22 protein-coding genes are annotated in these 26,204 nt (G+C 52.1%); 10 read left to right on the forward strand and 12 right to left on the reverse strand.

Annotated features, from left to right (window positions below; translation table 11 throughout):
- Positions 1 to 11: 11 nt before the first annotated feature.
- The 4 genes from HMPREF2981_RS09745 to dut all read right to left on the reverse strand — a co-directional run bounded on the left by HMPREF2981_RS09745 (position 12) and on the right by dut (position 2,717).
- Positions 12 to 749: a DUF3159 domain-containing protein gene (locus HMPREF2981_RS09745; RefSeq protein ID WP_070662695.1), complete on the reverse strand. Its 738-nt coding sequence runs from the start codon at positions 747 to 749 to the stop codon at positions 12 to 14.
- Positions 742 to 1,299 (reverse strand): asparaginase, encoded by a 558-nt coding sequence (locus tag HMPREF2981_RS09750; protein ID WP_070662697.1) that lies wholly within the window; start codon positions 1,297 to 1,299, stop codon positions 742 to 744. The genes HMPREF2981_RS09745 and HMPREF2981_RS09750 overlap by 8 nt, the downstream gene beginning before the upstream one ends.
- On the reverse strand, positions 1,299 to 2,162 hold the full coding sequence (locus HMPREF2981_RS09755) for a DUF3710 domain-containing protein (RefSeq protein WP_070662700.1): 864 nt from the start codon (positions 2,160 to 2,162) through the stop codon (positions 1,299 to 1,301). The genes HMPREF2981_RS09750 and HMPREF2981_RS09755 overlap by 1 nt, the downstream gene beginning before the upstream one ends.
- Before the next feature lie 108 nt (positions 2,163 to 2,270).
- A complete protein-coding gene (gene dut, locus HMPREF2981_RS09760) occupies positions 2,271 to 2,717 on the reverse strand; it encodes a dUTP diphosphatase (RefSeq protein ID WP_238382320.1) in 447 nt (148 codons plus the stop codon).
- Between the two features lie 208 nt (positions 2,718 to 2,925).
- Between dut and HMPREF2981_RS09765 the strand changes: the two genes are divergently transcribed.
- On the forward strand, positions 2,926 to 3,375 hold the full coding sequence (locus tag HMPREF2981_RS09765) for a DUF3093 domain-containing protein (RefSeq protein WP_070662703.1): 450 nt from the start codon (positions 2,926 to 2,928) through the stop codon (positions 3,373 to 3,375).
- A 66-nt stretch (positions 3,376 to 3,441) separates the two neighbouring features.
- Here the strand turns inward: HMPREF2981_RS09765 and HMPREF2981_RS09770 are convergent, their stop codons facing one another.
- Positions 3,442 to 3,741, reverse strand: a complete 300-nt coding sequence (locus HMPREF2981_RS09770) for a DUF4193 domain-containing protein (RefSeq protein WP_004004482.1) — start codon at positions 3,739 to 3,741, stop codon at positions 3,442 to 3,444.
- A 324-nt stretch (positions 3,742 to 4,065) separates the two neighbouring features.
- Between HMPREF2981_RS09770 and sepH the strand changes: the two genes are divergently transcribed.
- On the forward strand, positions 4,066 to 5,157 hold the full coding sequence (gene sepH / locus HMPREF2981_RS09775; RefSeq protein ID WP_070662706.1) for a septation protein SepH: 1,092 nt from the start codon (positions 4,066 to 4,068) through the stop codon (positions 5,155 to 5,157).
- A 59-nt stretch (positions 5,158 to 5,216) separates the two neighbouring features.
- On the opposite strand, the gene HMPREF2981_RS09780 is transcribed toward sepH, so the two are convergent.
- Both HMPREF2981_RS09780 and HMPREF2981_RS09785 read right to left on the reverse strand, forming a co-directional pair.
- Entirely contained in the window at positions 5,217 to 6,461 is a 1,245-nt protein-coding gene (locus HMPREF2981_RS09780) for an alkaline phosphatase family protein (RefSeq protein ID WP_070662709.1), read from the reverse strand.
- Between the two features lies 1 nt (position 6,462).
- Entirely contained in the window at positions 6,463 to 7,059 is a 597-nt protein-coding gene (locus HMPREF2981_RS09785; protein WP_070662711.1) for a DUF5998 family protein, read from the reverse strand.
- A gap of 213 nt (positions 7,060 to 7,272) precedes the next feature.
- On the opposite strand from HMPREF2981_RS09785, the gene HMPREF2981_RS09790 reads away from it, so the two are divergent.
- From HMPREF2981_RS09790 to HMPREF2981_RS09815, 6 genes are all read left to right on the forward strand, one after another.
- Positions 7,273 to 9,801 (forward strand): DNA gyrase/topoisomerase IV subunit A, encoded by a 2,529-nt coding sequence (locus tag HMPREF2981_RS09790; protein WP_070662715.1) that lies wholly within the window; start codon positions 7,273 to 7,275, stop codon positions 9,799 to 9,801.
- A gap of 152 nt (positions 9,802 to 9,953) precedes the next feature.
- The gene (locus tag HMPREF2981_RS09795; protein WP_070662717.1) at positions 9,954 to 10,253 is read left to right on the forward strand and encodes a tetratricopeptide repeat protein; all 300 of its coding nucleotides are present in this window, start codon (positions 9,954 to 9,956) and stop codon (positions 10,251 to 10,253) included.
- Positions 10,254 to 10,370: 117 nt separating this feature from the next.
- On the forward strand, positions 10,371 to 12,389 hold the full coding sequence (locus HMPREF2981_RS09800) for a tetratricopeptide repeat protein (RefSeq protein WP_083313889.1): 2,019 nt from the start codon (positions 10,371 to 10,373) through the stop codon (positions 12,387 to 12,389).
- Between the two features lie 203 nt (positions 12,390 to 12,592).
- Positions 12,593 to 13,939, forward strand: coding sequence for a tetratricopeptide repeat protein (locus tag HMPREF2981_RS09805; protein ID WP_246825452.1), 1,347 nt, complete (start codon positions 12,593 to 12,595; stop codon positions 13,937 to 13,939).
- A gap of 6 nt (positions 13,940 to 13,945) precedes the next feature.
- Positions 13,946 to 14,461 carry a GNAT family N-acetyltransferase gene (locus HMPREF2981_RS09810; RefSeq protein ID WP_070662722.1) on the forward strand — a complete coding sequence of 172 codons (516 nt, stop codon included), beginning with the start codon at positions 13,946 to 13,948 and terminating at the stop codon, positions 14,459 to 14,461.
- Between the two features lie 162 nt (positions 14,462 to 14,623).
- Complete coding sequence (locus HMPREF2981_RS09815; protein ID WP_004004469.1) at positions 14,624 to 15,223, forward strand: tetratricopeptide repeat protein; 600 nt, start codon at positions 14,624 to 14,626, stop codon at positions 15,221 to 15,223.
- Between the two features lie 62 nt (positions 15,224 to 15,285).
- Here HMPREF2981_RS09815 and HMPREF2981_RS09820 read toward each other — a convergent pair whose 3' ends face one another.
- Positions 15,286 to 15,663 (reverse strand): nuclear transport factor 2 family protein, encoded by a 378-nt coding sequence (locus tag HMPREF2981_RS09820; RefSeq protein WP_070662725.1) that lies wholly within the window; start codon positions 15,661 to 15,663, stop codon positions 15,286 to 15,288.
- 208 nt (positions 15,664 to 15,871) lie between these two features.
- On the opposite strand from HMPREF2981_RS09820, the gene HMPREF2981_RS09825 reads away from it, so the two are divergent.
- Positions 15,872 to 16,342 carry a GNAT family N-acetyltransferase gene (locus HMPREF2981_RS09825; protein WP_013398913.1) on the forward strand — a complete coding sequence of 157 codons (471 nt, stop codon included), beginning with the start codon at positions 15,872 to 15,874 and terminating at the stop codon, positions 16,340 to 16,342.
- Between the two features lie 114 nt (positions 16,343 to 16,456).
- Here the strand turns inward: HMPREF2981_RS09825 and cydC are convergent, their stop codons facing one another.
- The 4 genes from cydC to HMPREF2981_RS09845 all read right to left on the reverse strand — a co-directional run bounded on the left by cydC (position 16,457) and on the right by HMPREF2981_RS09845 (position 25,695).
- Positions 16,457 to 20,245, reverse strand: coding sequence for a thiol reductant ABC exporter subunit CydC (gene cydC / locus HMPREF2981_RS09830; RefSeq protein ID WP_246825453.1), 3,789 nt, complete (start codon positions 20,243 to 20,245; stop codon positions 16,457 to 16,459).
- Positions 20,246 to 20,425: 180 nt separating this feature from the next.
- Positions 20,426 to 21,499 (reverse strand): cytochrome d ubiquinol oxidase subunit II, encoded by a 1,074-nt coding sequence (gene cydB / locus HMPREF2981_RS09835; protein WP_070662728.1) that lies wholly within the window; start codon positions 21,497 to 21,499, stop codon positions 20,426 to 20,428.
- A 20-nt stretch (positions 21,500 to 21,519) separates the two neighbouring features.
- Positions 21,520 to 23,097 (reverse strand): cytochrome ubiquinol oxidase subunit I, encoded by a 1,578-nt coding sequence (locus HMPREF2981_RS09840; protein WP_004004464.1) that lies wholly within the window; start codon positions 23,095 to 23,097, stop codon positions 21,520 to 21,522.
- A 495-nt stretch (positions 23,098 to 23,592) separates the two neighbouring features.
- Positions 23,593 to 25,695, reverse strand: a complete 2,103-nt coding sequence (locus HMPREF2981_RS09845) for a DNA gyrase/topoisomerase IV subunit B (RefSeq protein WP_070662731.1) — start codon at positions 25,693 to 25,695, stop codon at positions 23,593 to 23,595.
- A gap of 227 nt (positions 25,696 to 25,922) precedes the next feature.
- On the opposite strand from HMPREF2981_RS09845, the gene HMPREF2981_RS09850 reads away from it, so the two are divergent.
- Positions 25,923 to 26,135, forward strand: a complete 213-nt coding sequence (locus HMPREF2981_RS09850) for a DUF7455 domain-containing protein (protein ID WP_004004462.1) — start codon at positions 25,923 to 25,925, stop codon at positions 26,133 to 26,135.
- Positions 26,136 to 26,204: the final 69 nt, after the last annotated feature.

Here is a 26,204-nt window from a genome sequence, read left to right on the forward strand (position 1 = left end):
GTGGCACTTACCTATGATGTTTCAGCTGGATCAGATACTCGCCACGCCAGCCAGATACCCGCCGCGTACAGAGGCAGCCCCATAACGATGCGCATAGCACCTAAAACTTCGGTAGCGTTCATATAGTAAAGCGGTATTTGGATCGCAAGTCGCAACAGCAAGACAGCCGCCATAATCCACGTTGCCAACTTATAGGCTTTCAAACGTTCGGGTTTATGTCGCCAGGTAAGCTGCTCTCCCCTGATATACCCGAAAATGAGCCCCGCCAGAGGCCAACCCACGATAATCGAAACTATGAACGCAACACTGTAAATACCGTTCGTCCAAAACCCCGGCAAATAGTAGTCGGCGGCGTTCCCCGTGCGAAAAGCAGTGAAAGCACAAATTACAACACCCACAATACCCGACACCGCAGGTATGAGTTTACTGCGCTGTACAAGGCGCAGCACGGTAAAAATACCTGCAGCTGCCACCGCGATAACCAATGCCAAGTTTAAATCTTTGGTGACCGTGAAGAAGATAAGGAAGAGTAATGAAGGCAGAGAGGTTTCTACGAGTCCACGCCACCCGCCAATTGCATGGAGCACATCCACATGACCTGACTCTGTACGGCGGATATTGCCTCCCAAAGAAACACCCAGGCTCTTACCTAATGCTTCTTGCCCCGATATCGAGTTTGTCTCTGCACTCTGGGCATCAGAGGCATACTGGTTATTCAAATGCTGAGGGTCATGTGGAGTATTAACCACGTCGCGGATCCTTTTCTAAGAAGTATTGGGGAACAATCTCGTATCGGGGGTTGTACATCACGGGTGGGTACGTGTGCGTTGAGATAACCCCAGAGCACCGCAGCAGGCACCCCGCCAGTAAACCAGGAACCACACGCTGCCCATGCCAAATAAGGGTTACTCTTTCTCCCACAGAAAACGGCGGACGTGAGGGGAACCGCACTTCTAAACTCTCCGTCATGGGGTTCTTCCCCAAAACTGATTGTTGCTGGTCTCCATCAGACATAATGGTCTCAGCATTCTGCGAGTCTTCCTGCTCATCGTCAAAGTCTTCGCCAGGAGGCTCAACAATGGGCATGCCAATCAGAGCTAGAGGACTGGCCCATTGAAGCGGTTTTGATTTCGCCACGATAAGTTCTGCTTGGTAGAGCGGTTTATCGTGAACAGCAGGAATCCACACCTGATCGATACGGCCAGCTAGGCGAACACGAAAACGTTCGGGGTACTCCGCCTCAACTTGAGAAGAAGTCCCCGAACCGGGTGCAGCGTGGCTGTTATCTATGCGCGGCATTACCCAATCTCTGTAATCTCGGGTCCGCGACGAGGCATTGGGCGTAGTTCGCGTTTATCCTCGTTCTTCTTTTTCTTCGTTTCAGTCTCTCGACTACTCTCCTGCTCCTCAGGTTCCTGCTCTTCATCACCTGAGTCGTCTAAGGCATATATCTGTTCCGGCATCGTCATGGGTAATAGCTCACGTGGCGGGCGGGGGTCGTCGCCACGATTGACAATAGCGGTACGGAAGACCTCTTCAATCGCTTCAGCAGCTTCTTCATTACCTAGAACGGCTTCGCCAGAAATAACACCGCGTAAGAACCATCGAGGGCCATCGACGCCAACGAATCGTGCGATGCGCTCCCCTCGTTTCCCGTCCTCAGTCGTAGCGGGAAGGCGGGTCAGCATCTCGGCGCCGAACTCACCCGTATACATTTCGGCGGTTCCACCCTGCGATGCTACAGACTCGGCAAGATCATGCCGAATATCGTCCCATATGCCAGTACTACGAGGCGCTGCAAACGCCTGAATCTGGAGGGTTCCACCAGCACGAATACAGGTTGCGGCAATTACAGCTCCCGTACCTTCGTCCATCTCAAGACGCAGGTTTAGACCGTCAAGCATCTTAATATATAGAGCACCAAGGTCGATGTATTCTTCAGTATCATCAACCTCACCAATATCGTGAGGGCCTTCAGAACGGTCGTAGACAACTACCTCGGGCTCTTCATCATCACGATCAACCTTGTTAAGGCTGGACTTAGACTTAGCTTTGGTTAGCTCAGCATCTTCTTTCTTGGAGTCTTTAGAAGTAACCTTAGTAGTTTTCTCTTCTGCTTTCTTACGCTCATCGTCAGAGCTTTTCTTGCCAAAACCAAACACTGAATATCCCTTACTGGTAGATGTTAGTGCGTCTCATATTGTATGCAGATATTGTATATTTCTTTGTGCGATTAAAGTCTATTATCTGCCGAATTACGCGGTAAAAGATTATTTCAAGCCGCTTGAGCCGAATCCCTGAGATCCTCGTTCGGTTTCGTCAAGGTTCTCTACCACCACAAAATTAGCGTGTTCATAACGCTGAATGACAAGCTGGGCAATACGATCACCACGCTTGATTTGGAAAGACTTTGCACGATCCGTATTCAATAGCGTTACCATAAGTTCACCGCGATACCCAGAATCGACAGTTCCCGGTGCGTTAACAATTGTGATGCCGTGTTTAGTAGCAAGCCCCGAACGCGGATGCACCAACCCTACATATCCTTCGGGAAGAGCAATAGCAATACCGGTAGGTACAAGTGCTCTCTCTCCAGGCGCCAGTGCAAAATCCACTCGTGAACGCAGGTCTGCGCCCGCATCGCCAGGATTGGTGTAAGACGGTGCTGGGAGCTCTGCATCAAGCATTTTAATCTGGACATCAATGGGATTAATCATGTCTTTCACTCTACCGAACATACGGGGCTACGTCATCTCTACCCCCTTAGCGTACAGGAGTTTCACATAAGTACTGCACGGTGCTGGAGTGCGCAGAAAATAACCTCGGTTAGAATGTTGAATATGATTTTCTGCCCAGATGGTGCACACACTCTTTTTCTAGACGCCATCTGAACAGGTACCCAACAAGCTTAGAAGGACTATTACGATGGCTTCTTCGTCACCTCATACGCTCTATTATGAGCGTCTTTCTCCTGGACCTGGCATGTGGTTTCTCACGCTGTGTGCCGGAGGTGCATCTTATCTGGTGGGCGCCCCTATTGGTATTCCGGTGGGTATTATTGCTGCTGTCGTTGTTACGCTTCTTCTCGGGTGGATTTTATATTTCTCCGCGCCCACTATCGAAATATCGCAGGATTGGGTTCGTGTGGGGCGAGCAAGTATTGAGCGTGCTTATGTGGGTGAAACACAAGCATTTCGTGGCGAACAGGCCCGTATTGCGGCTGGTCCCGACCTTGATGGGCGCGCATATATGTGTTTTCGCGGCTGGATTACACCAAAAATCCGCCTCGATATTACCGACCCTGCCGATCCAACCCCCTACTGGATTGCCTCAACCCGTAATCCCGAAAAAATAGCCGAAATTCTAAACGGCTAGTTTTCTTTGCAGCTAAAAGGGCGGTCTCCCTGAGGAAACCGCCCTTGAGTCGTATGGTTTAGCTTCTTATCCTTCGCATTCTACGCAGTACAACAGACCGTCTTCTTCACGCGCAATCTGCGAGCGGTGACGAACCAGGAAGCAGGATGCGCAGGTGAATTCGTCTTCCTGTGCGGGCAAAACCACTACGTTGAGCTCTTCATTGGAGAGATCTGCACCGGGCAGCTCAAAACTTTCTGCCGCAGTATTCTCATCCTCATCCACCGCCCCGGACTGCATCTCCGAACGGTGCGCGTTCAGCTCTTCGTAGGATTCTTCGTTCTGTTCGTCATCCTGCTTGCGGGGTGCATCGTAATCAGTTGCCAAACTATCACGCTCCGTCGTTTTTGGTGGGCTGAAATCCTACCGCCCACGGTGGTCTAAATAGGTAGTACCCCATCACATATCGGCGTGTTATGCGACGGCGGCATGCAGGTATTGTTCACTATTGATACCCATTTTGTCTAATCGGGACGCAGTTAGTGAACTTTTAGCCGTCATAAAGGCCTCTTGAAAGATATCAATTTAGGATTTTTTCACGATGTTTTGGGGGTTTTACTACCGTTTTTTGCGGCTCTCACGGTACCCTTGGTAGGTAACTTTATGTTTTTTAAACCGGCATAACGGCATGGTTGTGGTGTTGCCCCACCCATGAATTTGGAGGTTCTTATGCTTGAATTGCGTCTGATTGGCGTACATGATGACGGTGAAAATCTGGTGCTTGAGTCTGCTGACGGCACTAGGTTTCTCCTTCCAATTGACGCGAATCTGCGCACAAGCATCACTAAGGCACGACGCATCCAGCCGCTTCGCGGGCGAGGTACTAAGGGGTCTTTCGGTCCGCGTGATATTCAAACTCGTTTCCGACAGGGTGCAAGCGTAGAAGAAATTGCTGAAGAATCCGGCTGGGAACCAGAGCGCGTGCGCAGGTACGAGTGGCCTATCGTGGCGGAGCGCTCGCACATTATTCGCGCCGCTCAAAACGTGAAAGTGGGACGGCGTGATTCAGCTTCTGGCATAGGGCAAATTCCTGTCACTCTCGCGGCTCGTATTGCTGAGATTGCGCACCAGCACGGTTTTGAGGATGCCACCCAGGATTGGGAAACTCGGCAGAAAGAAAACGGGCAGTGGCGGGTTGAAGCCGACTTTGCGGTCTCCGACGAGGCACGCTCCCACCTGCCTGAAAAGGTACGGTTCCCCGCTCGTTGGACCTACAACCCGGCTAATCAAGGGCTGTACGCATCAAATGAGGCAGCATACTTCCTGATGGGAAGCCCGGCTGCGGTGGCAGCTGCGGCTAAGAAAACTTCTTTAGACGGCGAAGATGAAGAGCACGAAGAGCATCCGGAGGCAACCGCCCCGGTGCAGCAGCGGCTTGTGACTACTCATACGACTCCGGTACACGTTAATGCGCCTACCTCTTCTTTGAAGGGCGAAAGCCGTGACGAACGTAAACTCAATGAGCTTCTCGAACGCGCCCGCTCGGTACGCCCAGTTACTCCCGTAGTGGAAGAGCCGGAAGTGTATGAACCTGAACCAGATACCCCGCAGTCAGTTGAATCCGTTGATGAGCATGACAACGACGACTCTGTGGCTTCAAAGCCCGAGCATGCTCATCACACTCCGGAGCCCAAAGGCGAGCATCACCAAAACAATCGTGATGGGAACAAGACCAGTTCTTCGAAGAAGCAGCGCCGAAGCATTCCCGCATGGGACGATATCCTTTTCGGCGGGCGCAAATAGTAGTAATTTCTTACTAGGATTCCTGAAGACACAGACAATTTAGCCTGTCGTCCTTGACGTTACGAGGTCGGCAGATACCGCAGAGGAATAAGACGCTCCGCATCGGTCAGCGAACCGTGCTGCCCCACCATAGCGAGTGCGCGTCCCTTCTGGCGGCGCATATCGTAGAGCGCATAATCATCACGAGCGCAAACGATCAGATCGCCAATTCGTTCTCGCGCTGCATCACGAATTACCGGGCCGTAGTAGCCCCGCTCATACAGGTCATGCGAGTCTAGCACCCAAGCGTGCTCACCCCAGTGCCGAACCCAATATTGTGCGCTCTGGCGGCGGGCATCCGGTGAAGTATCGTGCAGATAGAGCTGTACTGCTCGCGGTTCCCCTGCCGTCATAGCAACATTTTCCAGAAGTTCTTTGGTCGCCGAATAGTCGATGCGGTTTTCCTGCGGAACATTTACCATGCCGTGATCGGCCGTGAGGAAAATACCAGCCCACGCCGGGGAACGTTCGGCAAGGCGGCGCAGTGCCAGATTAAGTTCTTCAAGTTGTTCAAGCCATTCGTTACTTCCCGCACCGTAGCGATGCCCCGCTTGGTCAAGCTCTCCCCAGTAAAGATATATCAAGGTCGGTGTGCGCGAGGCCAGAAGTTCGCAGGCATAAGTGATACGAGCGTTATAGTCGGCTGCGCCCACAAATTCGCCGCCGCGCAAGTTTGCTTCGGTGAGTCCGCTCCCCCGGTATTTCTCCAGTGAAATCGTCACCACGCGCCTATCGGTACAGTACCGCTCGAAAACGGTGGGCAGGGGTTGCCAGGCGTGCGGATCAACATTCTTATCCCACCCCGAAAGATGGTTCATTACGGTATTCGTCGTGGGGTTGCGAACCTCATAGCCAGCAATCCCATGAGCCCCCGGTGCGGAGGCGGTGCCCAACGAACCCAGCGACGCTGCAGTCGTGGTGGGGAATGCCGCATCCAATGCCCCTAAAGAGACTGTTTTCTTTAGATAAGGCGCATAAGATCCGTAGCTTTGCAGCAGTTGTTCTCCCAGACCATCGACCATGATCAGGCAGATATTACGGAATCTGTTAGGGTCAGCCCCAGCTTCAGTTAGTCGCTGTGCCAGGTTGAGCGGGTCTGCATCCAGACTGAAATCTTGTTCATCGTCCAAGGGGTGCTGAATACGCGGTAAGCTTCTTTGCGCTACCAATGATGCGGCCGATTCGAAAACATCTGCCACGCTGTTGCTTCCATAGCCAGGTGGCGGGGGGACCGGATTTCCAGCGTAATCGAGGTATTCTGACATATCAGCGGCTTTCGCTCACCTGAATATGTGCGCGGTGTAGGGCGCGGGCGAACTGCTGTGCTTGAAGGATAGCTTCGGGACCGTCCGCTGCTGCCGAGACGCGCAGGGCTAAATCTTCTCGGCTGGCGTCACCACTATACCCGTGATCTGCGGTGCAGTGCGGATCGGGGCAGGTAGCGGGTGCCAGTTCCAGGTGCAGCGAGCCCGTCCATGCTATCCGCATCGAAAGTTCAGTGGGGACCGTTCCGGGCTTATATGCCTGCGGATTATCGTACCCGTAACTAATGGTGACGGCGCGCAGAGAACTCAGTTTAACCGCTTCAACGCCCACATGAGCTACGGTCTGCTGCCCCTCTTCTTCAAGATGCTGGTCGTCTAAATGCGCCAGAATCAACAGAGATCCACTAACAACTAAAACCGTGATATGGCGGTGCAAATTATTATGGCTAAAATGCGTTTCAACCTGCACAAAATGGGATTCTGGTTCTAAACCAGCAAGGGCTTCATCAACAATGTCACGCACTAGATCTGGGTAGAAACCTGCACGCTCGATATCGGCCGTGAGCTTTTCCCGCGGATCATATGCGGTCGCTGTCATGAAGACTCCTTAGGGTCATAGGTAATAAGGCAGATTCGTGTGCGCATGTGTAGTGCCGTTGTTAGACACTGTAGTTTATACCTTAGTGCTTTACATGCCGCCTGTGCTACTTTGACGGGCATTTGGGCGGATTTTTCTGCGCTACCTGTAGAATAGAATTACGAATACGCCCACCCCACATTGGGCGCATTATTGTGCGCCTCAAGGAGAGAAATGGCACGCCGCAGCAAGTCCGCCGTTGAAGATTACCCGGTTGATATTGTCGAAAATATTGTCGATATTGATGTCTCTGCCGAGATGGAATCCAGCTTTTTGGAGTACTCCTACTCGGTTATTTATTCGCGTGCTCTGCCAGATGCGCGTGACGGGCTGAAACCGGTGCAGCGGCGCATCCTCTACATGATGCAGCAGATGGGGCTGCGCCCGGATAAGGGGCATGTGAAGAGTGCCCGTGTGACCGGCGAGGTCATGGGTAAACTGCACCCACACGGCGACGCCGCTATTTACGATGCGATGGTACGTTTGGCGCAGTCTTTTGCGATGCGCCTGCCGCTGGTAGATGGGCACGGCAACTTTGGTTCGCTTGACGACGGCCCGGCGGCTGCCCGCTATACGGAGGCACGTATGGCCCCCGCAGCGACGGCGCTGACTGCGGATCTTGACGAAGACGTTGTTGATTTTGTGCCGAACTACGATAACCAGTTCATGCAGCCGGGCGTGCTGCCAGCGGCGTTCCCTAACCTGTTGGTCAACGGTACAACCGGCATCGCGGTGGGTATGGCAACGAACATGGCTCCGCATAACCTGCGCGAGGTTATTGCGGGTACGCGGCATTTGATTGCGCACCCTGATGCCACGCTCAAAGAGATTATGAAGTTCATTCCCGGCCCCGATCTGCCCAGCGGCGGCACGATTGTGGGATTGAGCGGCATTAAGGATGCCTACGAAAGCGGGCGCGGCACGTTCAAGACCCGTGCGAAAGTCTCTATTGAGCAGGTGACTCCCCGTAAACAGGGCATTGTGGTGACTGAGCTGCCGTATATGGTGGGCCCGGAAAAGGTTATTGAAAAGATCAAGGACGGCGTTAACGCTAAGAAGCTAACCGGTATTTCTGATGTGGTCGATTTGACCGACCGTAAGCACGGGCTGCGCCTTGTTATCGAGATTAAGAACGGTTTTAATCCGCAGGCTGTGCTGGCCTCGCTGTATAAGCACACGCCGTTGGAGGATTCTTTCGGCATCAATAATGTGGCGCTGGTGAATGGGCAGCCGCAGACCTTGGGGCTACTTGATCTTCTGCGGGTGTATATCGATCATCGCCTGTCGGTGGTGCGCCGCCGCACCGAATTCCGTCTGGGTAAGCATAAGGATCGTCTGCATTTGGTGGATGGTCTGTTGATTGCCATTGTTGATATTGACGAAGTTATTGAGATTATTCGGTCTTCGGATGAAACCGCGCAAGCTCGTGAGAAGCTGATGGCGGTCTTCGATCTGACGGAGGTTCAGGCGAACTATATTCTTGAGTTGCGTCTGCGCCAGCTTACAAAGTATTCCCGTATTGAGCTTGAGGCCGAGCGCGATAAGTTGCGCCAGGAGATTGCTGAGCTGGAGCGAATTTTGGGTTCCGATTCTGCGCTGCGTGAGCTGGTATCTGACGAGCTTGCCGAGGTTGCCGAGAAGTACGGCAACGATCGCCGTACCGTTTTGAAGACGAAAGACGATATGCAGTCTGCGATTGAGGCTGTCTCAAACGGTGCCTCAAAGGCGAAGAAGAGCCTCGGGTTGGCGCTTGAAATTGCCGATGAGCCCTGTTGGGTGCTGCTGACGGCTTCCGGCATAATGGGGCGCACGGTGGGTAAACCAATGCGTGAGGCTCTAGTTGATCCGGGCAAACGCATTAAACATGACGTCTTCACCTCTATTGTTCCTACGACGGCGCGGGGCGAGATTGGTGCGGTGACCTCTACGGGGCGCATGGTGCGCCTGTCGGTCATGGATTTGGTGGTGTTCGATGATTCTTCGGGAACTCCCGTATTGACCACGGGCATCAAAGCTACCGAGGTTGTTGCCCTAGCAAAGGGTGAGAAGCTGGTGGGGCTTGTGCCGTTGAATGAGGTACTTGCGCTGGCAACGGCAAACGGCGTGATTAAGCGCGTGAACCCGGAGTATCCGCTGAATCAGACGGAGTGGGACGTTATCAAGCTCAAACCAAAGGATACGGTTATTACCGCAACCGTGTGCTCTTCCGACGATAATGCCCTAACGCTAGTCACCCAAGAGGCGAAACTTCTGACCTTCGATGCTGCGAAGGTTCGTCCGCAGGGTCGCGCGGGCGGCGGTATCGCCGGTATTAAGCTGGGTGCGCAGGATGCGGTAATTGCGCTCGGCGTGACCGCCCCGGGTTCTGCCGCAGAGGTTGTGACCGTCACGAACGGGCAGGATGGTATGGCGAGTGCGAAGGTCACTCCCCTGGCGGAGTACCCGCAGAAGGGTCGCGCGACCGGCGGTGTGCGGGCGCATCGTTTCTTAACGGGAGAGTCGAAGCTGGCTCTGGCGTGGGTTGGCGTTGGCCCCGCAAAGGCTGGCACACCGGGCGGTGTAGCACGCTCCCTGCCGACCGAGCACGGTTCACGTGACGGTTCGGGTGTGCCCCTTACCCAGGCGATCGGCGCGGTAGGCCCTAACTATGCGGCTATCACTGAGCAAGCAAAAATGGCGTCTGACGGGGAAAAGTTGTTCTAGCTTTGTGCTGACATGCCACTATTGTTATTTTTTTATTCTTTTGTGGGGAATAATGCAGTGTTACCTCTGCATAAGAGGCAACACTGCTACCTTTAAAAGTGAGATTTTAGGTAACACATAAGTTTTATCTAACTAGCCCCGAGGAGAAAAACGTGGCAACACCGAATAAGCCCCTGGAACAGATGACCGCGCAAGAGCGGCTTGACCTTGGAAGAAGCCGCTACAAAGATGGCAAATTTGATGAGGCTATTGCCGTGTGGTCAAAGATCCGCCACGAAGAAGCCGACTCCAAAACCTACGCACGGGCACAGCTCAACCTCGGAGCCGCCTATGCCGAATCAGGCAAGCTGGATGAAGCTATTACCGCCTGGTCAAAGATCACCCGCGAAGAAGACAACCCGCAGTCCTACGCCGAAGCTCAACGTAACCTTGCTCTGGTGAATAAACACTAGCTGCCCACAGCGTTGCTCCTGCGCAGGCGGGGGCAGCACTGCTACCTTTAATGTGAAGTTTTAGGTGAGACCAAAGGCTTTGGACTTTTCTAACCACTGCGTCAAGGAGAAACAGGCGTGACCGAACCAAATAAGCCCCATGAACCGATGAGCACCCTAGAACGGCTTGGCCTCGGAATGTCCTACCTCGAACAGGGCAGATTTGATGAGGCTATTAACGTATGGTCAAGGATCCGTCGCGAGGATAACCCCGAGATATATGCTGGAGCACAACTAAATCTCGGACTTATTTATAAAGACATAGGAGACCTTAAAACTGCCACCATTGCATGGTCGAATATTCGCTATGAAGATAATCCCGAAGCGTACGCTGGAGCACAACTCTGCTTTGGCATGGTCTATCAATGTGAGGGAAACCTTGAAAATGCTATAGCTGCGTGGTCAAACGTACGCCGTAAAGATAGTTCCACAACCTATGCCCAATCACAACTAAATATTGGGCTCGCTTATAAAGAGCTGGGGAATCTGGATAGTGCTATCACAGCGTGGTCAAATGTACACCGCAATGATGGCCCCGAAGTCTACGCTTGGGCACAGCTCGGCCTTGGGCTCGCTTATAAAGAGCTGGGGAATCTGGATAGTGCTATCACAGCGTGGTCAAACGTACACCGCAATGATGACCCCGAAGTCTACGCTAAGGCTCAGTTCAATCTTGGGACCGCTCACAAAGAAAACCCAGAAAACCTGGAAGATGCTATCACAGCGTGGTCAAACGTACACCGCAATGATGACCCCGAAGTCTACGCTAAGGCTCAGTTCAATCTTGGGACCGCTCACAAAGAAAACCCAGAAAACCTGGAAGATGCTATCACAGCGTGGTCAAATATCCGTTGTGAAGATAACCCTGAGCTTTACGCTGTTGCCCAATTTACTTTAGGTGATGTTTTTACACAAAGAGGAAACTATAAGCAAGGAAAAGAAGCATACCGCAATGCACGGAATCTCCTTTACTACGAGTCTGAACGTGCCCGGAGAATCCTTGATTGCCCTAAGTCCTTATATAAAAAGCTTCATGAGCTAGCCGCGAATACCGACAAAATTCTAACTTCTCTTCAAATAGACCTAGATTTTGAATCAAAGGTTTCACATTACAGCCGAGCATCAACAGCTTTTAACCTATTTGGAGACGAGAAAAACAATGAGAAACCGTCAAATTTCCGGCTCAGTACTATTCGTGGAGTTAACGACCCGACAGAAGGACTGATTCTAGGGAAATATTGGGATCAACAAGGTATCTCAGAGACTATACACATAAACAAGACCGCAACTTTCATTAGCTGTTTCACCTTTAATCATGACAGCCTTAACCAATTTCGCCTCTATGGGAAAGAGGATGGCTTGGAAGCAACGGGTATAAGTTTAGTTTTCAATAAGGATTTCTTCAATATTCACTTAGACCATTTAGGGTTTATCACCAACCCTTCCTCAGACAACGCATCGCTTATGGAAGAACCAAACAAAACTAGCAAAACAAAAAAACAGCCAAAAAAGAATGACAAGACCTTCTTTGTAGAAAAATGTAAACTATACCGGTGCATTTATCTAGACCCCGAAACTGGATATTTAACACTTGCTCGACGGGATAAATCAACCTTCTACCGTAATAACAGAAGAAAAGCGGAGGAAGAATGGGAAAAATATCAAGATTTAATACTAGAAAAAGAGAAAAATTTTAAAAAATATCTATTTGATGACAATACATCTATACTACGCATACTTGAAAAAGTATTTTCAAAAGATTTTTCCTACACCGAAGAAGAAAAGCAACAGATTCTTAAAACCGTCCGGTTTATCCTTCTCCCTTTGCAATATTTAGTTAAACATATTGCCTTTCAGGAGGAACAGGAATGTCGGATCATGTACATTACTCATCTTCATGATGAAAAAATCCGTCACGACTGGGAAAAACAGTGGATGTACGTCGAGTATGAGGAGCCTGTACTGCCACATATCGATGAAGTCTATCTCTCCCCCGGCGCGGCGAAGTACCAAGACCACTTCCGCATCCTGCTTGATCGAAACGGCAAGGAGAGCAAGGTTCGTATCTCTCAAAACCCATTTAGAAACAAGGAGTAAAGGAGCACGGAGCCTGCACGAGGGTTCTTCCTCCACATGAAAACATGATGTCTACCGGCAAAAACTTATTCTAATCTTCATCTTTCTACGGGGGCGTCAAACTTCACACAGAGGTTGCACACCGTTACTCTTATATATATGCGTTTCAGGCAGAGCCTTGTTCCCTGCCCGAAATTCCACAGACACCGCCTATGGAGATCACCGTGACCGAAGCAGAGAACCCGTTAGAGCAGATGACCGTGCAGGAGCGTCTTAACCTGAGCAAGGAGCACTACAAAGCTGGTGCTTTCGATAAAGCTATTGACGTGCTGAGCACGATTTCTGCCGACGAGAACCCGCAAGCCTACGCAACAGCCCAAAACAATCTCGGTATTGTTTACCGAGACCAGGGCAAGGTAGAGCAGGCGGTCGAAGCCTGGAATCGCATTCCCAAAGATGTTCCCGAACTATACGCCAAGGCGCACAATAACCTTGCCTCTGCCTATATTAAACAGGGCGAAACTGATAAAGCTCTTGAAGCGTGGAAGAATATTCCCTCTGCTGCTCCAAAGCAGTACGCGATGGCGCAGTTCAACCTGGGCGTAACCTATTCGCAACAAAACAACATTGATGAAGCTATTGAAGCTTACCAGCGTGTTCCCAAGGATGTCACTAATCTTTATGCGCACGCGCAATATAACCTGGGTGCCACCTACACACAGCAGGGCAAAATGGACGAGGCCGCTGAAGCCTACAAGAACGTCCCCGATGCCGCCCCCGCAAAATACGCGAAAGCACTCAACAATCTGGGCGTGCTCTACGAAGGGCAGGGTAAAGCCGAACAGGCATCTGAAACCTACCAGCAGGTACCCAGCACCGTTCCTGACCAGTACGCAATGGCTCTCAACAACTTGGGTGTAACCTATTACAACCAAGGCAAGACAGAGCAGGCTCTCGAACTTTGGGAGACCGTTTCTGCCGATATTCCCGAGCAGTACGCGACCGCGCAGATGAATCTGGGCATGGTATACGACAGCCAAGGAAAGCTAGAACAGGCTATTGCCGCGTGGGAGCGTGTACCCGAGAGCTTACCGGAACGTTACGCTTCGGCACAGTACAATATCGGTACTTCATATGTGGAGCAGGGCAAACCGACGAAAGCAGTCGAGGCTTGGGAGCGTATTCCTGCCAGCGCCTCCGAACCCTACGCCGTAGCCCAATACAATACCGGACTTATCTACGAAGAACAGGGCAATATCGATGATGCCCTAGTGGCTTGGGAACGTGTTCCCAAGGATACTTCTGAGCACTTCTACAAAGCCCAATTCAATATTGGCGGGGCCTACTACAAACTGGGTGAAACGGACGAGGCAGTTGCCGTCTGGAAGAATATTCCCGAGTCTGCTTCGGAGCAGTACGAGATGGCACAAACCAACCTGAGCATCATCGCCGAGAACCAAGAAAAAACCAAGGATAGCGGCGAAACCGAGCAACAGGACGAGAGCGCCAAGAACCAAGAAAAGCCCTCTGAGCAGAAGAAGCAGAATAACGGGCAAAAGCAGGAAGGCTAAGATAACGTGAGGATTACCTCCCTCACTATCACTGATGTCTCGATTCTGCGCGGCATTGCCCGTGATACGTTCACCGAAACATTTTCAGAGGCAAATAAAGCCGAAGATATGGATCGCTACCTTGCGGAACGGTTCTCAGAAGATCAGCTCACCCGGGAGCTCAGCAACCCTAATTCATTCTTCTACGCTGCCGAGGTAAACGGGCACGTCGTGGGTTACCTCAAGCTCAATACTGTACACGCACAAACCGAACCGCAGGCGGCGGACGCGCTCGAAATTGAGCGTATCTACGTGCTGAGCAACTATCACGGAAACGGTGTTGGGCAGGCCCTCTACCATCACGCCTTGAGTGTGGCACAAGGTCGAAAGGCAAGCTACGTGTGGCTAGGGGTTTGGGAACATAATCATCGAGCCCTGCGTTTCTACGAGAAAAACGGGTTCACCGCCTTCGGTACGCATATTTTTCAGCTGGGTAACGATCAGCAGACGGATATCCTGATGCAGAAATCTGTTGCCGTCTGAACGCTGCGCCTAGCATGAACCCCTTCGGCGGTTAGGATATGAGGGATGCGCTTATCTTCGCGCTGAGGCTCCTTCCCGTATAGTTAGAGAAAACAGTTTTTGCTTGAAGGCAAGCCCCGGCAAATTAGGTGCTTATCAACACCTGGTGCAGGAAAGGAAATCATGGTCGATCAGCCTCATGCAGAGATGCAACGCTACGCCCAGGAACAGGTAGATCTTGGCGCACAATACTACGAACAGGGTCTGCTCGATCAGGCATGTGAAGCATGGGAGAAAGTACCTGAAAGTGTTCCCGATCAATACGCCATCGCGCATGTAAATATAGGCATTGTCTACGATGGTCAAGGCCAGCATGAGCAGGCCATTAAGGCATGGCAGAAGGTTCCCGAAAGTGAGACTCAGCCCTATGCCGTAGCACAGTACAATATCGGATCTGTGCACGAGGCTTTAGAGCAGGATGAGTCTGCTTTAGCGGCATACAGCAAAGTTCCTAAAATAGATGTTCTGCACTATTCCATGGCACAGTTCAATAGCGCCGTGCTCCTGCACCTGCATGGTAACTTGACCACGGCTCTAAGTACCTATCAGAAAATACCTGCCAGTGTTCCCGATCAGTATGCGCGAGCACAGCTGAATTTAGGCGTTTTGTACCAGCAGATGGGGCACAATGACCAGGCTTTTGAGGCTTGGAAACGTGTTTCCCCAGATTTTCCTGAGCTCTATGAGGTGGCTCAGTCGTATCTGAACGACGAAGATTCCTAATAGTTCGACAATGGTTGCGGTGAGGTATTATCACCGCAACCTGCTTTTAAGGCGCACGCTGTTTACTCGCTCAGTACCGCCACGATTTCTTGAACAATCTGCCAGTGTTTGTCGCGCTTTTTCCAGGTGATAGTGAATAGAAAATCCTGCTCCTGCGAGCCCTGACTCATCCTGCGTTTGAGCACAATAGTTCCAATTTCACCGTCAGAATCGGCAAAAAGTATGGTGTGCCCTGTGTTCAGGGGTGCGGCGCCGCTGTCTTTGAGGGCTTGAAAGAAATCGATGTTGTCCTGTTTCGAGAGAATCTGCACGGTATTATCCGGTAGAATCCGCACAAATTTTAGGTTATCGGCATACACTCGCTTCAGAAAATCAATATCGTAGCTGGTACCGCGTGAAATTAATTCTTCGGTAAGTGTTTTCATTGTTTCGTCAATCATGATGCCCTCGCTCTCTGACGTGGAAATACGTACAAACTCAGCCTAGCATCTGAAAGTTTCATTCCGTCATATTCATCAGGTATGCTCGTCTCATGACTGTTTAGTTATCGTCTTATGACGATTCCGTTCCATGTATTCGTGTCACACCCCGCAGTGTGAACACGGCTATTTTTATCACCCATAAAACATAATTTTTAAGGAAACAGTCATGACTATCCCCTGGCTCCCTGCAACTCAAACCGCTCATAACCCTCAAGCGGTGGCACGTATCCTCAAGACCCTGCCTGAATGGTTTGGACGTGAAGAGTCTAATGCCGAATACATACATGATGCTGAACGACTGGAAACGTGGACGGTAACTCATCCAGAAACCCACGAAATTGTGGGTATCATGCTTATCGTCCAGCACTACCCGGTTGAGGCAGAAATTCATTTGCTGGCAGTAGATGCTGCCTTTCACAGATACGGAATTGGTACTTCCCTAATAAATGCATTCGAAGAAGAGGCACGTAACCGTGGTATCAGGCTGATACAGGTAAAGACGCTTGGAGAATCTTTTTTCAACGAACCGTACCAACGCACCCGAAATTTCTATAAAGCTGTAGGGTTTTTGCCTCTTGAAGAGACAGACTTGTGGGGCGAAGATACTCCCTGTCTGATTATGGTAAAAGCAATCTAACTGGCTTGACGCACATAGAGCGTAAGCTTCATCCTTCCAAAAGCTTACGCTTCTCAAGACGTCTAAAACGGGTTCTAACATTTCTTGAAACCCCTCACACCGTCATGTATAGACCTATTCCAATGTAACAACCGCATCGCAGCGGGCAATGTCTTCAGGGCGGTGCGAGACCAAAACAGTTGCCATTCCGCTGGTGCGGGTTGCTGTATCCAGATCAACCATAAGCGCCGCAGCTGATTCAGAATCCAAATGCGCGGTAGGCTCATCCAGCAGAAGTACCGGGGATTCCACGAGCAGGGCACGAGCCACCGCAAGACGTTGCCGCTGGCCTCCTGAAAGGAACCCACCGCCAGCACCAACACGGGTGTGCAGACCTTCCGGCAGGGTGCTGTACCACTCCCCCAAACCTACACGTTGCAGGACCCTTATCATTTGTTCTTCGCTCGGGTGATCAGCACGATCGCGTGCCAAGAGTAAATTGCCTTCAAGAGTAGATTCAAAAATATGCGCAGCCTGTGGGCACCATGCCGCATACCCTCGAAGCTGATCGTTCCCCAGCGCTTTTCCGTAGGAGCGAATTTCGCCAGCTTCCAACGGCAGGAACCCCAAAAGAGTCGCCAGCACGGTGCTCTTACCCGAACCTGAGGGACCGGTAATTCCCGTCCACTTTCCGGTATGCGCCGTAGCGTTGAGATGCTCAAAAACAGGCTTGTCCATGCTCGGCCACCGAGCGGCAGCATCAACAAGTTCAAGAGCAGGTTCCTGCCCCTGAGGTTCGCGAACACACCCAACATGATATGTATCCTGTTTCTCAAGGTCTGAAACACTATTTTCGTCCGCAATACCGGGAGCAATCTGTGCCAACAGGGTGGCGAAAGAAGACCAGGAACGCACCGCTTCTATATGCTGCACGGAACTTTCTATCATTGCCGTACACATGAGAACTACGGCGGCAGATTCTGGGGCACCTACCGTTCCCGATATCGCTAACGGATACGCAATAATTGCGCACCACAGTGCTGCTCCGAACCAGCTCAGGGTCACAAGCGCCCTACCAAGGCCTTGGGCATACGAGGTGCGAGTCAATGCGGCAACGTTGCGGTCATTCAAACGTGTTGTAGCAATCTCAATGCTCGGCGCAGCCCCGTTAGCGCGAATATCTTCTGCAGCGCTCAGCACACCGGTGCCTAAACGCAGAAGCTCCGCAGTACTTTCCCGTGTGGTTTCCTCAGCGTGAGCGTCCGCGCGCGTAACAACCCATGGCACAAGAATTGTTGATGTCAAGGCTGCGAGCGCTACAGGAACAATAGCCTGAGGTAGCACAACAATGGTGGTTATTAGGGCTGTTACCATCACAAGTATATGTGCGGCAGGTGGAATAAGAACACGCGGAATGCTGTCGCGTAGCTCATCTATTCCGCCAATAAGCCTTTCCAGCAGGGCGTCACCGCGAAGTAGGGCACGCACACTGCCAATATCAAGATAGACACCGGTCCACGCGCGTACACGCAGAGTATTCGCTGCGGTTAAGACTTTGGCGTGGGTGAGCAAACGCTCGGCATATCGAGCACAGGCACGCCCTAGCCCAAAGAAGCGCACGCCCACGATAGCTACCATAAGGAACATCATGGCTGGGCCTTCGGCTGCACGCACGATAAGCCATCCTGAGAGCGCGGTCAGAGAAATTGCGGCAAGGGAGGTGAGAGCGGCAAGAATTACCGGCGGCAGTCCCTGTAATATGCCTAGTCCCGTAAGATTCCGCAGTGTTTTGAGGGTTTTCACGACTCCGACAGCATGTTCTGTGTTTTCTCGAACCATCTTTTCAGGAGCGTTGTGTAACGTTGGGCGATGCTCAGCAAAGGTATCGGCTGAGTCCTGCTTCTGCTGGTCTGCAGTCGGGATAATCTTAGGTGCCTCGTTCCGGGCGATGCTCCACCGATATGTCTGCTCATGCGGTGATTCCGCATGCGCTCCCTCGACTACCACCGATGCCCGCACCACACTATCGCAGTACTCGGTAAGTTCCGTTTCATGGGTCACGATTAGAACGGTTACTCCGCGTTCTGCGAGTGCGTCCAGGGACTGAGTTACAAGGTGGGCGGCGTGTGCGTCCAGATGGGCGGTAGGTTCATCTACTAGAACGGTAATCTGGAGATTTTGATGGTGATCAGCTGCACGGTGGAGGGCATCAATGCGAGCTAAGATGCGGGCGCACGCCAACCTGCGCGCTTGACCCGCGCTGAGCGATTCGGGGCTGAGCTCGCTCAGGTTTTCGAGCCCAAGCTTCCACAGATAGTTCTCTAGGCGTTCACGATCTGAGGGGCGTATCTGTGTTTCCCCCGTGAGAAGTTTAGCCGCATAGTCCTCTTCGCTGCGATCGGTGCTGAAGGTATAGAGCGCCATCTCGTGCAGGACCGTGGGGGCGGCGAAAATAGGATTCTGCGGAATACTCAGGGTGTTTCCGGCACCTATAATGCGTCCGGTTACCTTAATCGGCTCGGATGCGCCGGTTGGTACCAGTCCGTCGCGGACGCTCCCGGAAAGTACTCCGAGGAGCGTTGATTTACCGCATCCTGATGCTCCCAGAATGCCTACTAACGCTCCGCGCTGTTTTCCTGCCGCGCTTGGGCGCTTCGAAGTACGTGGAATATTCAGGTTTACTGAGTCTAAGATCTGTGTACGTCCGGGGTATGTGACCGAGAGGTTCTCAACCACAAGGTGCTCGGGTGTTTCGGGAATCGTCGATACCTTTTCGCAGGAAGCATCCGCAGAGGCTTCTGGTACGGGAGTATCAAGGACTGTACGTACAGACCGAAGTGCGGCTATGCCGTCTTCAGACTGGTGGTAGGCTGCACCTACATCACGCAAAGGCTGGTAGCATTCAGGAGCAAGCAGGAGTACAAGGATTGCGGTATCGAGTCCGAGTGTGCCCTGTACCAGGCGCACGCCAATGAGCACGGCGATCAGTGCCACCGAGATGGTCGTGATAAGTTCTAAAGCGAGCGAAGACATAAATGCGCTGCGAAGCGTCTGCATGGTACGTTCGCGGTATTGTTCACCCAGCTTCCTAAGGGCACGAGTTTGTGCACGTTCACGCCCCAGCCCAATCAACACGGGCAGCCCACGGATGAGTTCAAGAATATGGTCTGATAGACGGTGCAGCTCGGCTTGAGCGGCGGCTGTATCTTCACGTGTAGTTTTACCGATAAGTATCATGAAGATGGGAATAAGCGGCAGGGTGCACGCTAGGACGAGGGCACTTGTGATATCCAGTGAGAGCACAATAAGCCACAGCAGAACGGGCACTATGGCGACCGAGACAAAGGCGGTCAGGGTTTTAGTGTAGTAATCATCGAGCGCGTTCAGTCCCCGCGCCAGCAGAACGGCGGTTGCGCCTGTACCTTCAGGGGTATCTGCCCCTCCTGTGGCTAAGACACGATGCACAAGTTTTTGGCGGATACTTGCTTTGGCTCCTACGGCTGCACGCTGAGCACTTACGGACAGCGCATAATCGGCACCCGCCCGTACAGCAAGCGCTATCAGCGCCGTAACGATTAGCCCCCATGTTATGGCGTTTCCAGTGCCAAGAAGATTGCCTAGCCCTAGAAGCCACCCATTGGTACTGTCGAGTTTCGCTTGTGAGTTACCCGAGAATTCGATGAGAGCGCGATAGGTTTCTGGATCGCTGGCAGCCTTTAGATGCTCGTGCTCGGCGGTGAGTGCGATAAATCCGGCCTGGGCTGCTCGGGCAATGAGGGATGCGAGCGCCGCGCTGAAGATCACGGTTGCCAGTGTGTGTATCCCGGTGATAAGCCCGAAAACCCCCAGGTTTTTACGGGCGTCTGGTCCTAGCGGAGGACGTTTATCGTTGTTGCGCTGTGTTTTATTGGCGCGTGGGCTCACGTCTCGTTCCTTCCCTACCGCTAAAGTGAGTGTGGATATTTTCTCCGGTGTGTTTCCTAGTTTAGACACTGGTGGCGGGCTTGTCTGCTTTCGGTTTTAAAGTATTTCCGGTGCCTTCATATGTTGCTGAAAGCACCGGAAATACTCCTGTCCCCTCCCAATTACCGGGTATGTTCTCGGCTATGACGCCCTGTTAGGGTGCGTCACCAGCTCGCTAGCATCGTGGGCATCGGGGATATTTTCAACGCGCAAACGCTTGCGGAACACCCAGTATGTCCAGATTTGGTACACGATAATAACGGGCAATCCAAATCCACTCACAACGCTCATAACTCCGAGTGTGTACTCCGAGCTTGAGGCGTTTGCAATGGTGAGCGAATGAGCCGCGTCCAAGGTTGAAGGTAGTACGTTGGGGAAAAGAGCGGTGAAAATCGCCAGCGCACCAAAAGCCATGAAGAGGCTCAGCCCTGCGAAGGCACGGCCTTCGCGTGAGCTTCGGGCGCTTATCCACGCAAAGAGCACTGCAAATACGGCAAGAATAGTGCATAGCCAGGAAATACCGTTACCGGTTGTAACCTGCATATACAGTACCCAGAGCACGATAGGCAAGAGCAGAAGCGGAAGCCAACGCACCAGGGCGGTGCGTGCGCGGTGGCGTATATCTCCATCGGTTTTCAAGGCAACAAAGGCAAGTCCTTGCACGAGGGCAAACCCTACAAGAGAGAGACCGCCTAGAAGCACGGGCCAGGAGGCCCAAGCGAAGGCACCGCCTACACGGTCACCGTTGGCATTAATTGGTAAGCCGATGGAGGTCAGCGCAAGAAGCGCACCTACCAGTAAAGCGATAAAGAATGATGATAGCGAGAGAGCGATAGTCCAACCGCGAATCCATCGTTCATCGTTTTTCTTGCCGCGATACTCAATAGCGATCACGCGGAAGATCAGTGCTAGCAACACGAACGTTAACGGAATATATAGTGCCGAGAAGAGGGATGCGTACCATAACGGAAACGCCGCGAAGGTAGCAGCACCACCGGTAACGAGCCAGACTTCGTTACCATCCCATACGGGACCGATCGTGTTCAGAAGCAGGCGTCGCTCTTTCTCGTTTTTGGCGAAGACGCTCATGAGCATGCCTACGCCCAAATCGAAACTGTCGAGGATAAGGTAGCCAATCCAGAAAATACCGATAGCGACGAACCAGATGGTTGGCAGCAGTGGCTGCCCGGCAAAGATATTAAAGTCGAAGGTCATCGTTGAGAATCCTTACCCGCCTAGTAGGCGAACTCCAAGACATCGCGCTTATCGTGACCGCTCTTTTCACCGTCCTGCTCGTGTTCAGAACGCACGAGTTCGGGCATAGCGGCTACCACGCCAGCCTTTATATATTTAGTCAGCAGGTAAATTTCGACCACCATCAGGATGCCGTATACCGTTCCTAGGGCGATGAGTGAGAATAGTATCTCTTCGCCGCTCACACCCGGAGAAACCGCTGCCGCCGTGAACATGAGGATGGACGGGTCACCCTCAGGGTTGGGCGCCACCACAAAGGGCTGGCGTCCCATTTCAGTGAAGATCCAACCGAGGGCGTTGCCGAAGAAGGGAGCCCAAATTCCCCACAAAGCCAGGGTTTTCAGCCACTTGGCTTCGGGAACAGTACCGGTTCCTTTTTTACGAGTAACCCATAGTACGTAGACGTACGAAAGCGCACCAATACCACCAAGCGTGATCATGCCGCGGAATCCATAATAGGTGACTTCCATAAGGGGCAAATAGTTGATCTTCTGCCCGGCACGCTCACCGTAGAGGGGGTTATCCGCCAGATGCGTACCGTATTTAGCTTCGTATTCAGGCATGAGGGTTTTCACACCCTTGACCTCGGTGGTGAAATCTTCGTGGGCCAGGAATGAGAGTGCACCGGGAACCTCAAGCACTGCCTGCACCTTATCGCAGTCTTGAGACCCCAGAGAAGATATAGAAAGAACCGAGAAACCGGTGCCGTCATGGCATGCCGCCTCGGCAGCCGCCATTTTAAGGGGCTGCTGATGAATCATAAGCTGAGCTTGAGCGTGACCGCTAAGAGCCACACCAGAGAACCCGATGAGACCCACAATCGCGCCGATGCGCAGGGAACGGAACCAAACCTTGTAGTCGGTCTTATCACGACCGCCAACTTCGGCATCTCCTACTACAACCTTGCCATCCTCTACAATGTCAATGCCGTCACGGCGTCGGCGCCAGAGCTTATACCAGGAAATACCGACCAGGAATCCACCGGCGACCTGAATGGCGCCAAAGATCACGTGGGGGAAGGTAAGAAGTGCGGTGTTATTCGTGAGAACAGCCCAGATATCGGTCATTCGGGGACGACCATCGACCATTTCAACGCCTACCGGATGCTGCATCCAGGAGTTTGCCACCAGAATAAAGTATGCGGATACCCAAGAACCGAGAACCGCCATGAAGAGGCATAGGGCGTGAACTTTGGGCTTGAGTTTGTCCCATCCAAAGATCCAAAGCCCCAGGAAGGTTGATTCGATAAAGAAGGCAAAAAGACCTTCCATAGCTAGCGGCGCACCAAAGACGTCACCCACAAAACGCGAGTATTCACTCCAAGCCATACCAAACTGGAATTCCTGCACTAAACCGGTTGCCACACCCATTGCGAAGTTGATGAGGTAGAGCTTTCCCCAGAACTTCGTCATACGTTTGTATTCGTCTTTTTTCGTGAAGATATAGCGCAGGTACAGGAAGGTGACGACCATACCCAAGCCGAGGGTTAGGGGCACCATAAAGAAGTGGTAGACGGTCGTGATACCGAACTGCCACCGCCCAATGTCAAGGGGATCCATGTACATGATCCTTTTCTAAAATGTGTAAAGTCTACTGTTGGCAGACACGCCCGGGAGCGTAGCACACCTCCGAAAGTCAGGTGCACATATCTCAGGATGTCTTACATAGGTAAGGTAACGCGTTTTAAAAACGGCATGAACCAGGCAAGTTTTACACTCAGGTGTGCATGGCTTGACGAACCTATAAAGGTAGTTAACACAATTATTGATTTTTATGTGCTTTGACCCGTAGATATTGGGAGAAACTTCAAGATAAGCATCACGCCTTGGTGATGCCTTTCCTAAAACTTTCCAAGAAATCTAGGGTCAGCAGTTTACACGCACTTAGGTGCCCCCCCCCCCCAAAAAAATTATGAGGAGAGACACCTTTTTGTTATAGTCATGCATGATTTATGAAGAAGGACACAGTGAGTATAATCACCAATACTTGCAGCGTCAAAAATCTGTCAAAAAGAGGTTTCAACTCCCCTGTGTCAGATTGTTCACAGGTGCAAACTAAATATCAATATTGTCCTGATCGAGCTGATGCGCACCAGCAATAATAAATTCCTTACGCGGAGCAACCTCCGTTCCCATCAGGAGCGAGAAAGCCTTCTCAGCTGCCTCCGCGTCTTCAATTCGGATGCGGCGTAGCATACGATGCCGGGGATCCATCGTAGTTTCGGCAAGTTGGTCGGCATCCATCTCACCCAAACCTTTATAGCGCTGAATGGGCTCTTTATAGCCCTTACCCTCAGCCTGCAGCTGGCTCAGCAGTTCATGCAGCTGACGTTCTGAATAGGTATACACCATCTCGTTCGGTTTACCTCGGTTAATAACCTCTACACGATGCAGCGGTGGTACAGCCGCATATACACGACCGTCTTCGATGAGCGGGCGCATATACCGGTACATGAGAGTAAGAAGCAGGGTACGAATATGAGCACCGTCAACATCGGCATCGGTCATCATGATGACTTTGCTGTAGCGTGCCGCCTCCAGCTCGAATGTACGCCCAGAACCGGCACCAATTACCTGGATTAGGGCCGCGCATTCGGCGTTCGCCAGCATATCTGTTACTGAGGCACGCTGAGTGTTCAGAATCTTGCCGCGAATCGGTAGAAGCGCCTGATAGGCCGAGGATCGCGCCAAGCGGGCGGTACCCAGTGCAGAGTCACCCTCCACAATAAACAGCTCAGAATGCTCTACGTTTGTTGAGCGGCAGTCTACAAGTTTTGTTGGCATTGAGGAAGACTCCAAGGCGGTTTTGCGCCTCTGAGTTTCCTTGTGAATGCGCGCTGAGATGCGGGTTTTCATCTCAGACACAACTTTTTCACACAGAGCTGCAGCCTGTGCTTTCTCGGCGCGTGCCGTAGAGTTCAGCCGAGCCTTGAGCTGATCACCAACTACTTTAGAGACGATCTGCCGCACAGCCGGCGTTCCCAGAATTTCCTTTGTCTGCCCCTCGAATTGAGGTTCCGCAAGGCGCACTGTCAACACGGCGGTAAGACCTGCGAGGGCATCGTCTTTCTCGATCTTGTCGCTGCCAACCTTAAACTTTCGAGCGTTGTCGGCAAGATGCTTGCGGAATGTTTTGAGAAGTCCTTGTTCAAACCCTGTGGCGTGGGTTCCGCCTTTGGGCGTGGCAATAATATTGACGAAGCTGCGGATTGTCGTCTCGTAGCCAATGCCCCAGCGCAGAGCAATATCAACCTCGCACTCACGGTCAACTTCGGTGAGCTTAGAGCGCCCATCCGAGCCTAGAACGGGTACGGTTTCCGTAAAAGAGCCTCTGCCGCTAAAACGCCAAATATCGGTCACGGCAGAGTCATGGGCCAGGAATTCAACAAATTCGCTAATGCCGCCGTCATGCTGAAAGACCTCTTCGTAAGGGCCAAACTCACCCGGAGTTCCGGGGATGCGCCGCTCGTCTCGAATAGCAATGCGCAGCCCGGGAATAAGAAATGAAGTTTGGCGGGCACGTGCCACCAAATCCTCGTAGCTAAAACGCGCATCCGGGGTAAAAATCTGCGGATCAGCCCAATACCGTACTCTGGTTCCAGTTACACCACGCTTGGCGCGCCCTACGATCTGAAGCGCAGGATGTTTCTCATCTGCAGGAGTAAAAGAGTCTTCAGGCTTAGGAGTGCGCCCGGAATCGAACACGCCCGGTAGCCCATGTCGAAAGGACATCTGATAGGTTTTTGACCCGCGATCTACCTGAACGTCAAGACGTGATGAAAGCGCGTTCACCACCGAGGCGCCCACACCGTGCAGACCGCCCGATGCCGTGTACGATCCGCCGCCAAATTTGCCGCCAGCATGGAGTTTCGTGAAAACCACCTCTAGCCCGGAAAGCCCGGTTCGAGGCTCAACATCGGTAGGGATACCGCGACCGTCGTCCTGTACTTCAACAGAACCGTCTCGGTAGAGAATGATCTGAATTGACTGTCCGTAACCGGCAAGAGCCTCATCAACAGAGTTATCAATAATCTCCCAGAGGCAATGCATAAGACCGCGGGAATCGGTCGAACCAATATACATGCCCGGACGCTTACGCACCGCTTCAAGACCTTCGAGAACCGAGAGGTGTCGGGCAGTATAGTTCGAAGCAGCCAAGATGTTCCCTTTCGAAATGGTTTTCTTCGTAAGTCTATTCTATCGTGCACCGCAGGTAACTTGTGTTCACTCTCGTCACGGATACTTTAGCGATTTCATGTGTAGCCCACCCTAGACGCTGAGAGCGAAAGGCTCGGGGCGAAAGTACGGCACCGAGGGTATATGTGGTTGGATAGAGTTACGACAATTCTAGGAACCTATGAGAACTTCAGTAAGGGAGATTTTCAGTGAATGCTCATGCAACTCTCGAATCTGTTGATTCGCGTACGTTGAATTCCCACGATCGTTGCGATGTGTGTGGTTCTCAGGCATATATTCGTGCGGTCTTGCCTTCCGGGGGCGAACTGTTCTTCTGCGGTCACCACGGACGTGCCCACAAAGAAAAACTCAAAGGGCTTGAAGGCATCTTGTTGTGGGACGACCAGACGTCACGACTTTAGGGCGAGATTCCCGAGGGCGTGACATCCGCCAGTAAATTACCAAGGGTACGGTTTCCTCTTCACGAAGGA

It is taken from the genome of Rothia sp. HMSC069C01, from assembly GCF_001814655.1.
Lineage (GTDB): Bacteria > Actinomycetota > Actinomycetes > Actinomycetales > Micrococcaceae > Rothia > Rothia dentocariosa.

Coding starts and splice junctions, on each gene's coding strand:
- HMPREF2981_RS09785 (WP_070662711.1), bottom strand. CDS start 7,059: ATGACAGCGACCGCATATGATCCGCGGGAAAAGCTCACGGCCGATATC.
- HMPREF2981_RS09840 (WP_004004464.1), bottom strand. CDS start 23,097: ATGGATCCCCTTGACATTGGGCGGTGGCAGTTCGGTATCACGACCGTC.
- HMPREF2981_RS09765 (WP_070662703.1), top strand. CDS start 2,926: ATGGCTTCTTCGTCACCTCATACGCTCTATTATGAGCGTCTTTCTCCT.
- HMPREF2981_RS09825 (WP_013398913.1), top strand. CDS start 15,872: ATGACTATCCCCTGGCTCCCTGCAACTCAAACCGCTCATAACCCTCAA.
- dut (WP_238382320.1), bottom strand. CDS start 2,717: ATGATTAATCCCATTGATGTCCAGATTAAAATGCTTGATGCAGAGCTC.
- cydB (WP_070662728.1), bottom strand. CDS start 21,499: ATGACCTTCGACTTTAATATCTTTGCCGGGCAGCCACTGCTGCCAACC.
- HMPREF2981_RS09780 (WP_070662709.1), bottom strand. CDS start 6,461: ATGTCAGAATACCTCGATTACGCTGGAAATCCGGTCCCCCCGCCACCT.
- sepH (WP_070662706.1), top strand. CDS start 4,066: ATGAATTTGGAGGTTCTTATGCTTGAATTGCGTCTGATTGGCGTACAT.
- HMPREF2981_RS09790 (WP_070662715.1), top strand. CDS start 7,273: ATGGCACGCCGCAGCAAGTCCGCCGTTGAAGATTACCCGGTTGATATT.
- HMPREF2981_RS09820 (WP_070662725.1), bottom strand. CDS start 15,663: ATGATTGACGAAACAATGAAAACACTTACCGAAGAATTAATTTCACGC.
- HMPREF2981_RS09815 (WP_004004469.1), top strand. CDS start 14,624: ATGGTCGATCAGCCTCATGCAGAGATGCAACGCTACGCCCAGGAACAG.
- HMPREF2981_RS09750 (WP_070662697.1), bottom strand. CDS start 1,299: ATGCCGCGCATAGATAACAGCCACGCTGCACCCGGTTCGGGGACTTCT.